The sequence below is a fragment of the Vibrio sp. SCSIO 43155 genome (genome assembly GCF_023716605.1).
Lineage (GTDB): Bacteria > Pseudomonadota > Gammaproteobacteria > Enterobacterales > Vibrionaceae > Vibrio > Vibrio harveyi.
Genome location: NZ_CP071852.1, coordinates 2,209,359 through 2,221,621, shown reverse-complemented (window position 1 = coordinate 2,221,621; position 12,263 = coordinate 2,209,359). Strand labels below are relative to the sequence as shown.

Below are 12,263 nucleotides of genomic sequence, written 5' to 3'. Positions count from 1 at the left end.
TTTATTATCATTTGGGTGAATGGCGAGCAAGTTAAGCCTCTTTCACCTTGCGGAGAGGTGTACAATGAAGATGATGAAACTGCGTTATCGCGCGGGATCACATAGCATGTGGGTGGAAGTCGTAGTATCGACGTTTGTTGCCGAAGAATTGGCGAAAGAATACATTGGCTATGGCTGGCAAGCTGAAGTCATGGCAGTTTAAAGTGAAATGGGCAGTCCAATATAGACTGCCCATTTTTTATTTCGGTGGTTTGTTTTCGACTTAACTCAATGCATGGCGCATGATCAGCGCTTTACCTTGAGCGTCGTAAATGGTCTTTTGCGTATTTTCAAACCCAGTTGTCTCAAACAGTTTGATCGCCGCTTGGTTGGTGCTGGTGATCGTCGCACATATCGAGTTGCTTTCGGCATCAATAGCGTAACCATACACCATCAACTTTTGCAGCGTCGCTTTGCCTATCCCTTGACGCTGAAAGCGTTTATCAATCATGAGGTAGGTCAACCCAAGTTCATGACGTTTAGCAAAAGGCGCATGTTGAGCAAATGCTTTATCAATCACCAAATACCCCACAGTCAAATAGTCGTGGAATATGGTGTAAAACACTTCCGATTTGGCGCGTTGTTGGTAAGCCTGTTCAAAGGGCTTGAAAAATCCTTTTTGATCGTCGTGCACATCCATTTGCATCAAGCTGGCAAAATCTTTCAGCTTGGCTGGTTTAATAGCGATCATGTGCTGAATCTATTTAGAGGCGGTAAAGTCGATACCGCCATTATAGTTGTGGATATAAAAAGTACGCAATCTGGTTATGTGCAGATTTTGTCAATAAATAGAAGCCGCTAGCGACACAATGGGTAATAAAACCCTTGATGGATGTGCGCGCCAAGGGTGGTGAGTAGATGTGCGCATTCTGCAGTTTCAACACCTTCTACGATCACAGTGCAGTGGTACGTGTGTCCCATCGCGATTAGTTGGCGCAGAGTTTCAACCTTTTTGTCGTCTTGCTTTAAGTTCATGACAAACAGACGGTCAATTTTCAGGTAATTCGGAGTAATGTGGCTAATCAGCTCAACATTGTTATTCCCAGTACCAAAGTCGTCAATGCTGATTTTACAACCAAGCTGTTTGAGCTTACTGATGTTGTCAAATATCTCGCGCGTGTAATACATCGAGGCATTTTCCGTGATCTCAATGGTTAGCAGTGTACAGTCTAACTGGGACAACTGACGATAAAGACGCGTAAAATTGCGCCCAATGAGAAGAGAAGGACATACGTTGATGCTGAGAGGGGCGAGTAATGACTTTGCGTCGCCATAGACGGTTTTTATCACCAGTAAGGTGTGATTGATCAGTAAGCCATTGGCAATCAAACGTTCAATAAATCGCTGAGTGTTTTTAACTTTAAAACGTGACAGTACCTCATAGTGAATATTTTGCCGATTTGATGTGTTATGAATAGGTTCAAGCTTTAGGGTGAACTGACGAATTGCCCATAGGTAGGAGACCAGCGAACGCAGCTTTTTATGCCTGGCAACAAACATTAGTATAAAGCTCAAAACAAGGATGCTTGTGATCGGTCCGGATACGTAATAGATCTCTTTGTAGCCGTTATCATTGACGTTATATAAAAACGAGTTGCCCTGGGTATCGCCAATTTCGAGCGCTGTACCGGTGTTAGTACACACTTTCATTCCCGACAAAAACATCCGCGACATGTGGCTCTCTATGCTATTCGCTAGATTGATGTTTTTCACTCGCACCAACACTTCTGCGCCGTCAAAGAAAAATGAATGCGTGGTGTAACTTTCGTTATTGAGCCAAAGGTTGCGGTCTCTCTCGTTGACCGGCACGACGGCTTCTGGTGTCACCAAACAACGAATATTGTGTTTGTCCGTCATTAAGGCGGACTCGACCAGTTGGATATTATCGAACAAGCCACGTAAGCGGTCTTCATGCTCAAAGCAGCTACGCTGTGCCAGATCATGGGCAAAGTCCATCGCATCATCAAAATAGTTTTGCCTGACAATCGTACTGATTGTGTAAAAGCAAATCGCAACATACAAGATGATAGTAAAAACGAGAAAAAACAGTAGATTCAAGTACAGCGCACGACTGCGTAAGCAGATGCCTATTGCTCTTCTTATGCTGTGTGTCGCTTGTTGATGGATCCGCGCTTGCTGCAGAAGTCCGTCTTTTTGTGCATGTTGGCTATCGTATGGCACAAAATATCCCTTTCGGTGGATGTTTTCGATCAGAGACTTAGGTGCCTCTACGTGATTCTTTGTCAGTTGCCTGAACTTCTTTCGTACCGACGCAACAGCGTTCTTAAATCCATTTTCCGGCAACATCAAATGATGTTGCGCTGATAACTTCTTTTCGATTTTCCTCTGGCTAATAGGCGCGTTTAGGCTGCCAAAAGCGGCGATGGTGCTAAGGATCAAATATTCGATTCGGTTTACAGGAATAGAAGAGTGGATGGAATGATTGAGCTGTAGTGAAAGTTCTTTTTCGGTCAGGCAAACGCAGATTTGGTTTCCGAGTTCAAACCTAATCATGTGTTATTGCGCTCCAGGATTAATTTTTTGAATACGTTATCAATATTGATGTATCAGGTATGTGACCTTCTACGGGCATATCCTAAACTTCTGGATATAGTGACCATTTTAGATTTTTTTATAAAGCTCAATCTAGTTGTATTTCGGCGGATTAAGAATGCAGAAACGAAAAAAAAGCCCGAGCAATGTGCTCGGGCTTTTCAATTGAGAGGGGAGGATTAGCAAATCACTTTGATTGCTAGACCGCCTTGAGATGTCTCACGGTATTTTGCGTTCATGTCCTTACCGGTCTCTAGCATGGTTTCGATAACCTTATCCAGAGAAACCGTAGGTGCAGATGAGCGACGCAGTGCCATACGAGTTGAGTTGATCGCTTTTACTGCCGCGATGCCGTTACGCTCGATACATGGAACCTGAACCTGACCCGCTACAGGGTCACAAGTTAGACCTAGGTTGTGTTCCATCGCAATTTCTGCTGCCATACATACTTGCTCAGGGCTACCACCCATCAGCTCAGCAAGACCAGCTGCAGCCATCGAACACGCTACGCCAACTTCGCCCTGACAACCAACTTCTGCACCAGAGATAGATGCATTACGCTTGTAAAGACCACCGATTGCACCAGAAGCCGCAAAGTAACGGATGTAATCTTTTTCAGTTACTGTCTGGATGAACTTATCGTAGTAAGCCAGTACCGCTGGGATGATGCCACACGCACCGTTCGTTGGTGCTGTAACAACGCGACCACCGGCAGCGTTTTCTTCGTTTACTGCGAAAGCGAACATGTTTACCCAGTCAACAACCGACATTGGATCGTTAGTTGTCTTTTCAGAAGTAAGCAGTTGCTGACGAAGTGCTGCCGCACGACGAGGTACGCGTAGTGGACCAGGCAGAATGCCTTCTTCGTTCATACCGCGATCCATACATTCGCGCATTGTGCGCCAGATGTTTGCGAAGTATGTACGAGTCTCTTCATCAGAGTGCAGAGAGTGTTCGTTTTTCATCACAAGTGCGCTGATAGAAAGACCGCTTTCTTTACACTGGTGAACTAACTCTTCTGCCGTTGTGTATTCGTAAGGAACCTTGATAGGGTTCTCTACTTCTTTACCGAAATTCTCTTCATCAACGATGAAACCACCGCCGATAGAGTAGTAAGTCTTTGAGTATACTTTTTCGTCATCGATCCAAGCGTGGATCTGCATGCCGTTTTCGTGTAGCTCAAGGTTAGTAGTATGGAAGTTCATACCACCATCTTTCGGGAACGATACTGTATGACAGTGCATGCCAACAGGTAGGCGCTCAGTTTCTTCTACGCGAGCGATAAAGCCCGGAATAGAGTCGATATCTACTTTCTCAGGGGAGTTGCCTGCAAGACCCATGATGATAGCGATATCCGTGTGGTGACCTTTCCCTGTCAGTGATAGTGAACCATAAACGTCAACGGTGATTTTAGTGATGTCGCGCAGTTTTCCCATTGCACGAAGATCATCAATAAATTCTTTACCCGCTTTCATTGGACCTACAGTGTGTGAGCTTGAAGGACCAACACCGATTTTATAGATGTCAAAAACACTAATCATATCGATTACCTCAGAACAAAGCCTCCCAAGGGGAGTTGGGAGGCTTTTTATTATCGTTATATTCTTGGATTAATCACGCTAAATAAAGCAGCAGTGATTAAAGAGCGCCGTAGATTACAGAACTAATTGCCGCAAGACCACAGATTGCTGTGAAAATCTGTACAGGTGCTGAAGTTTTGTACTTCGCCATTGCTGGTACTTTCTGCATTGCGAATACAGGCATCAAGAATAGGATTGCCGCGATCATCGGTGCACCCATTGTTTCAATCATGCCTAGGATGCTTGGGTTAACGATAGCAACGATCCAAGTTGTGATTACGATGAACAGTAGCGATACTTTTTCAATCTTGCTGACAGGAGTTTGAGAGCGAGATTTGATTAGACCTACTAGACCTTCGTGCGCACCAAGGAAGTGACCAAAGTAGCTAGAAGTGATCGCTGCAAACGCTACTAGAGGACCCATGTAAGAAATAAGTGGAGACTCATGAACGTTAGCTAGGTAAGACAGTACTGAGATGTTTTGTTCTTGCGCAGATGCTAGTTGCTCTGGAGATAGAGAAAGTACTACAGAGAATACGAAGAACATTACAAAACCCATAAGCATCATTGCTGCGCCACCAGTGATAGCGTCAGTTTTCTTCACTGCGTCATCACCGTATACACGACGTTGTTCTTTAGAGAACTGAGAAATGATTGGGCTGTGGTTGAAAGAGAATACGATGATTGGAATTGCTAGCCAAACGATGGTCGGCATTTCGCCCCAGTTTGGTGATACTTCCATCATTGATGTATTCCAATCAGGAATTAGGTAGAAAGAAAGTGCTAGTAGGATAAATACTAGTGGGTAAACCATTGCTGATGTTGCTTTCAGCATTAGTTCTTTACCAAATACTACACCTGCTGTCATTGCTGCGATAAGTGCACCAGACAGTAGCCAGCGAGGAATAGATTCCATACCCATTTGGTTGACTAGGAAAGAGTCAACTGTGTTTGTGATACCAACACCGTAGATAAGTACGATTGGGTAGATAGCGAAGAAGTAGGCAAAAGTAATAAGGTTTGCGCCAGTTTTACCGAAGTGCTCTTCTACTGTGTCAGTGATGTCCGCTTCAGGGTTTTTCGCAGAAAGTACGAAACGAGCGAGAGATTTGTGTGCGAACCAAGTCATTGGTGCCGCGATTAGCGCTAGGATAACTAATGGCCAGAAGCCGCCAGCACCTGCTTTAATAGGAAGGAAAAGTACACCTGCACCTACTGCTGTACCAAACAGGGACAGACACCAAGTGAAGTCTTTGTAAGAAAACTTACTAGACGATTGTGCGGTCGAAGCCGCAGAAGTAGTTGTATTCATTTTTGAGTTACTCATTTTGGGAACAGGAAATAAGTCGGGAGCAATTTTGCAAGATTTTGCACTAGGAAAATTAGATCTAAATCATGTATTGCTCGAGCTTATTGAATGATATGTCAAAAACCTGCTTTTTATCACGAAAACGGCGTGCTACACGTGATTATTGCTAATGAGTAAAATTAGAAAAACTTATCTGAAGGGGCGATTGTATAAATTTATCTCACCGCAAGCGTTTGCGATATAAAATCCAAATTAAACTAATGTGAACGAATGTTTGAAAAATAACCTTTTATTAATATTGATGCACATGATGTTTGCTGTAGAAGCAAGATTATCATTGATAAGACAGTTAGTTAGAAATGATGTGTTTTTGCATCGATTCGATAATTTGTGCTGTCATTCCCCAAATGAAATGCTGTTGATAGGGGATTGCAAACACACGGTGACTGGTGTTTTTTAGTTTGAATTTTGTACTGTAAAGCTTTTTTGGATTCAAAATATGATCTGCTGGCACCTCAAAAACCTCGGCGACTTCGTTTGGGTCGATCTGAGTCGAATAGTCTGGTGAGACAAAGGCTAAAAATGGTGTCACATTAAACTGGCTAATAGTAGGTAGCTTGGGCAACTGACCAAACACCCTTATATCTGTTTGATGAATACCAATTTCCTCTTCTGCTTCTCTAAGGGCGGTATTAACAAGTACTTGATCGTCATCTTCAAATTTGCCCCCAGGAAAACTGATTTGCCCTGGATGATGCTTTAAGTGCTCGGCACGCTTGGTCAAAATTACTTGCAGACCTTGTTCACGTTCGACAAAGCCAATCAATACGGCCGCTTCTCTCAACTTCAATGATTCTAAGTGCGCTAAGCGTCCCAAAGACTCACGATGATAGCCTGTGGGCATTTGCAGTTGGAAGTTCTGCAGTAATGTCGATTTATCAATAACCAATGCTCAATCCTTTTACCGAAAACACCTGTGTGCTGAAGCATATTAATTTGAAAGTTATACCTTTATACACCATTCTTTATTTTAAGGCGTCACTATAAGGTTAGTTGAAGACGATGAAAGGGATTATTTTCACAGAGTTCATGGAGTTAGTGGAAGAGAAGTTTGGTCTGGAAGTTTTGGACCAAGTGCTCGACTTATCTAATGATGAAGGCATCTACACCTCGGTCGGCAGTTATGATCATCGTGATTTGGTCAAGTTAATTGTCAACCTCAGCAAAATATCCAACATTCCACCGGAGCAGTTACAAGAAGTGTTTGGTGAGTGTGTGTTTCAAAACCTGCTCAAATCAATCCCAAACCATGCCAGCTTGCAGCAATGCTCCACTACGTTTCAATTTGTGCGTCATGTGGAAGACTTTATTCACGTGGAAGTGAAAAAGCTTTACCCAGATGCCAATCCACCGCAATTTGACTTTATCAGTGAAACTCAATCGGAGATGGTGTTCGATTATCGGAGTGCGCGCTGCATGGCGCATGTGTGTGTGGGGTTAATTAAAGGCTGTGCCACTCACTTTGATGAAACGGTGATCATTAAGCACCAAAATCAGTCGCAAGATGGAAGCCAAGTTCGTTTTTGGCTGGAGGCTCAATAAGGCAATATGACAGGAAGTTCCTCATTAGAAAGGAAACTCAAACGAGAAGTGGCATCGCGAAAAGCAGCAGAAACACTGTTGGAGCAAAAAAGCTTAGAGTTGTATGAGGCGAATCAGCAACTGAGCGTAGCCTTAAAGAAGCTGGAAATGCAGTCAGAGCACGACTTGCGCAAGTTTGAGTTTGAAGAGCAAATCGATGCCACGTTGATTAAGTTTGGTCGTACCTTCCTTTCTAGCACCTTTGATGAAACCATGATTGCCAGCTTTTTGGAGCAACTGACATCTAATTCGGTTGTGTCGGGTGCGTACCTGTATTTGAGCGATACGCATTTATCTTCGTTGCGTCGTCATCAATTTGGTCATCTTAATCTTGCTCATGATGCGCCCATCGATGCCAAGCCTCGCTGGCAAGCGCAGAAGCTTTACCTGCCGATTATTATCGATTCAATGATTTTAGGCGAGCTTGTGTTTTCCGTGGATCTTGATCAAGTTGACCAAGAATTCATTTCCAAGCAAATGGTATTAGTGTCTGATTTAGTTCATGGCGTTATTAGCCGTCACTTGAGCCTAGAGCGTGAAGTTGAATTACGTAAGCGTGCCGAAGCATCGGAAAAGGCGACCAAAGAATTCGTTGCCATGATCAACCATGAGTTGCGAACACCATTAAATGGTGTGCTCGGCAGCGCGGAGCTGTTAAGTAAAACCCCCTTGGAGGAAGAGCAGCTTCAATACCTTGGTAATCTAAGTCAATCAGGCGATCTGCTACGCGTTATTATTAACGACTTGCTCGATTTCAGTAAGATGAATGCGGGTATGATGGAAATCATAAACAAAGTATTTGCTTGGAAAGACCTAGAAAATGCTTTGACCGGCGTATTTGCAGCCAAAGCTGCGGAAAAGCGCATTCACTTTTCTATTGATAAGAAGTTGGGTATTCCTGAGTACTTGATTGGAGACTTTGAGCGTATTACGCAAATTCTGGTCAATTTGATTGGTAATGCGATTAAGTTTACCAATCTTGGAGGGGTGGTGCTTCGTGTCGAATGGAGCGATGGCTGCGCTCTGTTTGAAGTGGAAGATACTGGAATTGGTATCCCGCTGGAAGCGCAGCAAGCTTTATTTGACCCCTTTGTGCAAGCCGACCGCTCTACCAAGCGAAGTTTTGAAGGCTCTGGGCTTGGACTTGCGATTTGTAAGAATTTGGTTGATTTGATGGACGGCGAAATCAGCTTTGTCAGTGAGCCGCGCAAGGGCACTATCTTTAAAGTCAAATTGCCACTGAAACAAGGGCAAGCACAGGGCAGAGCGGATGGCGATGTTTTAATTGGTCATCAGATTGACCTGTCCGGGCGTTCCGTATTGGTGGTGGATGATATTCGCATGAACCAAGTGATTGTGACTCAAATGCTGAAAAAGCTCGATATTACTCCAGATTTGAAAAACAATGGGTTAGAAGCGCTTGATGCGGTGAAAGAGAAAGATTACGAATTGATCTTTATGGATTGTCGGATGCCGGAAATGGATGGCTATGAAGCAACGGTACACCTTCGAGAAAATGGCTTTCACAGACCGATTATTGCACTAACAGCAGGCACCACCCTTGAGGAAAGACAAAAGTGCGTGGAGTCTGGGATGGATGACATCCTAACCAAACCATATACTGCCGCGGATATTGAGCAGATGATGTGTAAGTGGTTAGACGAATAGAGAGCACGAGAACATATAAAAAGAAGCGGCACGGTTATGTTGCAGTGCCGCTTTGTTTATTTCGATTGAGGTTTTTGCTCATGATTTGAGCGCTGGTAGTATCTTTGAGAGCTTATCCAGGGTCTCTTGATATTCTGCAGCGCAGTCACTGTCTGCGACCACACCGCCACCAGCCCATGCGTAGAGCCGTTTGTCTTCTGCGACCAAAGTGCGGATTGTAATACTGGTGTCCATACGCCCATGACGGGAAATATAGCCAATACTGCCACAATAAGCGCTGCGTCGATGAGGTTCTAACTCTTCAATGATTTGCATCGCCCGTACTTTCGGCGCACCAGTGATCGAACCGCCGGGAAAACATGCACGAAGCAGATCTGCAGCGCAGTAGCGAATGTCTAAGTTGGCCCGAATGGTGCTCACTAAGTGATGCACTGCGGGAAAGCTCTCAATATCAAATAGCTTCGGTACATGTACGCTACCTGGTGCCGCGACCCGACCAATATCGTTGCGAAGTAAGTCGACTATCATCAAGTTCTCTGCTTGGTCTTTCTCTGCGGTCTGTAAATCAAACGCGTTGGCGGAATCTTGATGTGGATTTTGACTGCGAGGACGAGTGCCTTTGATCGGTTTGGTTTCAATAACGTTATCTTTAAGCTCTAGAAAACGCTCTGGTGACACGCTAATAATCGCTGATTTAGGCATACGAATGAACGCGGAAAAAGGCGCTTGATTTGCTTCTTCCAGTTTTTTGTAAGCTTGCCATTCACTGCCTTGATAGGCGGCGTTAAAACGTTGTGCTAAGTTAATTTGGTAGCAGTCGCCGCTCAGTAGGTACTGTTGCACACGCTCAAAACGAGAAGCGTAGGACGCTTGCGTCATATTGGATTGCCAGTCGCTAATCAGCTTGAAGTCTTCAACATCCGCGCTCGATTGCGCGTTGAGCCATTGCCATGCTTGCTCGATGTTTCGACCGACCATACACGCCTTGTTTAGCTTGTGGTCAACGATCAGCGCCCATTCATACAAACCTACAGCCATGTCTGGAGTACGCAAATCTTTGTCTGCCAGATCAGGCATGGATTCGACTCGACGACCTAAATCGTAGCTGAAGTAACCCAGTGCGCCACCGACAAACGGCACATCCCATTTTGCGTCAGCTTCAACCTGTGGTAGTAGCCGCTGCTGAAGGTCTTCTAGCAAAGAAAATGGGTCATCTTGGGAAACGTAGTTTTCGTTTGATGTGGTGATTTGTGTGTCACTGCTCACTGTCTCAAGGGTAGCGATTGGGTTTGCGACTAATACGTCGAACCGGCTATCGATGTGCGTCTGCGAGGCAGAGCGTAAAAGCATCGCCCAAGGTTGGCTTTCAATACGGGAAAATAGTGAAAGAGCGAGGTCGTTGGCGTAATCCAATGCCTTAAAATCAAGCAATTGCGTATCCATGTTGTTCATTTGTTTAAATTGTGACAAAGAGTTCATTCACTGCATGGCATGTCATGGGCAGCAAGAGTATCATAAACCCTTGTATAGCCAAACTACCTCTATACAAAGGCTTGGAGGTGGTTTTACTATAAAAGAAGGCGACTTCATTTACTCGTGTGTCGATATCAGCCGTTCGACAATTGTTTATAAAACATGGTTTAAAAATAAACGTTTATAAAAACAAAGCTCATCAAGAGCAATAAGCTCAACAAACACGATTGAAGCCAAGCCAATAATGGAAGCAAAGCATAACAATAATGAGGCATGCAATGACGGTAATACGCACGCAGGATGTCATCAGCAGTGTTGCTGATGCGCTACAGTATATTTCTTACTACCACCCGCTAGACTTTGTTCAAGCCCTTGAAAAAGCCTACCACCGTGAAGAGAGCCAGGCGGCAAAAGACGCCATCGCTCAGATCCTAATTAACTCTCGTATGTCGGCAGAAGGTCATCGACCGATCTGTCAGGATACGGGGATCGTGACTTGTTTCGTGAACATCGGCATGGGCGTCCAGTGGGACTCGACCGATATGACGGTACAACAAATGGTGGATGAGGGTGTCCGACAGGCTTACACAAACCCAGATAACCCATTGCGTGCCTCGGTTCTTATGGACCCTGCAGGTAAGCGAATCAATACCAAAGACAACACGCCAGCAGTCGTGCACATTAATATGGTGCCTGGAGACAAAGTTGAAATTCAAATTGCTGCGAAAGGTGGCGGTTCTGAGAACAAAACTAAGATGGTCATGCTGAACCCGTCAGATGACATAGCAGAATGGGTAGAGAAAACGCTACCAGCAATGGGCGCTGGCTGGTGTCCTCCAGGTATGCTTGGCATTGGTATCGGCGGCACTGCAGAAAAAGCAGCGGTACTGGCAAAAGAATCTCTAATGGAACACATCGACATTCAAGAGTTGATTGACCGTGGTCCTCAAAATGCGGAAGAAGAGCTTCGTCTTGATATCTTCAATCGTGTAAACAAACTTGGCATCGGTGCTCAAGGCTTAGGCGGTTTAACGACAGTTGTTGATGTGAAAATCAAAACTGCACCGACTCACGCCGCTTCGAAACCTGTGTGCTTGATCCCGAACTGTGCAGCGACACGCCACGTGCATTTCACTCTTGATGGCAAGGGACCGGCAGAGTTGACGCCGCCAAAACTGGAAGATTGGCCAGACATTACTTGGGAAGCAGGCGAGAACACACGTCGCGTTAACCTTGATACGGTCACTAAAGAAGAAGTCCAAGAGTGGAAAACGGGTGAAACCGTTCTGCTGTCTGGCAAAATCCTTACTGGTCGTGATGCGGCACATAAACGTATCCAAGGCATGCTAGAGGCGGGAGAAGGTCTACCAGAAGGTGTCGATCTTAAGGGTAAGTTCATCTACTACGTTGGTCCGGTTGATGCAGTGGGTGATGAAGTTGTTGGTCCTGCAGGTCCAACAACCTCCACGCGAATGGATAAGTTTACTGACATGATGCTAGAGCAAACGGGCATTATGGGTATGATAGGTAAAGCCGAGCGTGGTCCAGCTACGGTTGAGTCAATCAAAAACCACAAAGCCGTTTATCTCATGGCGGTAGGTGGAGCGGCTTACTTGGTTGCGAAGGCGATCAAAAAAGCACGCGTTGTGGCGTTTGAAGATTTGGGTATGGAAGCAATTTACGAGTTCGAAGTTGAAGACATGCCAGTTACCGTAGCAGTTGACTCAAATGGTGTAAATGCGCACCAAATTGGCCCAGATACGTGGAAAGTGAAAATCCAAGAGATGGAAGCGTAAGCCACGAGTTGCTAATTTGTCAGGTCACAAGGTTTGTGTCATGCGGAGTCTGACTCGGCGAGGCGCAGGCGTCTCAATCGAGAGAATGTGACAAAGTGCTGATTTACCTAGCAAACATTTGACAAAAGTGCAGCGAAAGCTGCACTTTTTGTCTATATAATCAGATATAAACTTATAGGCATAACAAATTTTGTTGTTATGCTG

At 44.8% G+C, this 12,263-nt stretch carries 10 protein-coding genes; 4 read left to right on the top strand and 6 right to left on the bottom strand.

Translation table 11 applies throughout. From position 1 onward, the window contains the following. Positions 1 to 64: 64 nt before the first annotated feature. Complete coding sequence (locus tag J4N44_RS10705) at positions 65 to 202, top strand: hypothetical protein (RefSeq protein WP_005445182.1); 138 nt, start codon at positions 65 to 67, stop codon at positions 200 to 202. A gap of 60 nt (positions 203 to 262) precedes the next feature. Here the strand turns inward: J4N44_RS10705 and J4N44_RS10700 are convergent, their stop codons facing one another. From J4N44_RS10700 to J4N44_RS10680, 5 genes are all read right to left on the bottom strand, one after another. Further along, complete coding sequence (locus J4N44_RS10700; RefSeq protein WP_005445185.1) at positions 263 to 730, bottom strand: GNAT family N-acetyltransferase; 468 nt, start codon at positions 728 to 730, stop codon at positions 263 to 265. A gap of 107 nt (positions 731 to 837) precedes the next feature. Then, positions 838 to 2,553 carry a cyclic di-GMP phosphodiesterase TpdA gene (tpdA, locus tag J4N44_RS10695; protein WP_252044442.1) on the bottom strand — a complete coding sequence of 572 codons (1,716 nt, stop codon included), beginning with the start codon at positions 2,551 to 2,553 and terminating at the stop codon, positions 838 to 840. 218 nt (positions 2,554 to 2,771) lie between these two features. Beyond that, complete coding sequence (locus tag J4N44_RS10690) at positions 2,772 to 4,133, bottom strand: L-serine ammonia-lyase (RefSeq protein WP_005445190.1); 1,362 nt, start codon at positions 4,131 to 4,133, stop codon at positions 2,772 to 2,774. 97 nt (positions 4,134 to 4,230) lie between these two features. After that, positions 4,231 to 5,484 (bottom strand): aromatic amino acid transport family protein, encoded by a 1,254-nt coding sequence (locus J4N44_RS10685; RefSeq protein ID WP_005445192.1) that lies wholly within the window; start codon positions 5,482 to 5,484, stop codon positions 4,231 to 4,233. Positions 5,485 to 5,830: 346 nt separating this feature from the next. After that, complete coding sequence (locus tag J4N44_RS10680; protein ID WP_005445194.1) at positions 5,831 to 6,430, bottom strand: CoA pyrophosphatase; 600 nt, start codon at positions 6,428 to 6,430, stop codon at positions 5,831 to 5,833. A 113-nt stretch (positions 6,431 to 6,543) separates the two neighbouring features. Between J4N44_RS10680 and J4N44_RS10675 the strand changes: the two genes are divergently transcribed. Together J4N44_RS10675 and J4N44_RS10670 are read left to right on the top strand one after the other, a co-directional pair. After that, positions 6,544 to 7,083: a heme NO-binding domain-containing protein gene (locus J4N44_RS10675; RefSeq protein ID WP_009698373.1), complete on the top strand. Its 540-nt coding sequence runs from the start codon at positions 6,544 to 6,546 to the stop codon at positions 7,081 to 7,083. A 6-nt stretch (positions 7,084 to 7,089) separates the two neighbouring features. After that, entirely contained in the window at positions 7,090 to 8,790 is a 1,701-nt protein-coding gene (locus tag J4N44_RS10670) for an ATP-binding protein (RefSeq protein WP_252044441.1), read from the top strand. 78 nt (positions 8,791 to 8,868) lie between these two features. Here J4N44_RS10670 and pabB read toward each other — a convergent pair whose 3' ends face one another. Beyond that, positions 8,869 to 10,233 (bottom strand): aminodeoxychorismate synthase component I, encoded by a 1,365-nt coding sequence (gene pabB / locus J4N44_RS10665; protein WP_026138240.1) that lies wholly within the window; start codon positions 10,231 to 10,233, stop codon positions 8,869 to 8,871. Positions 10,234 to 10,541: 308 nt separating this feature from the next. On the opposite strand from pabB, the gene J4N44_RS10660 reads away from it, so the two are divergent. Then, entirely contained in the window at positions 10,542 to 12,059 is a 1,518-nt protein-coding gene (locus J4N44_RS10660) for a fumarate hydratase (RefSeq protein WP_009698369.1), read from the top strand. The last annotated feature ends 204 nt before the right edge of the window (positions 12,060 to 12,263 follow it).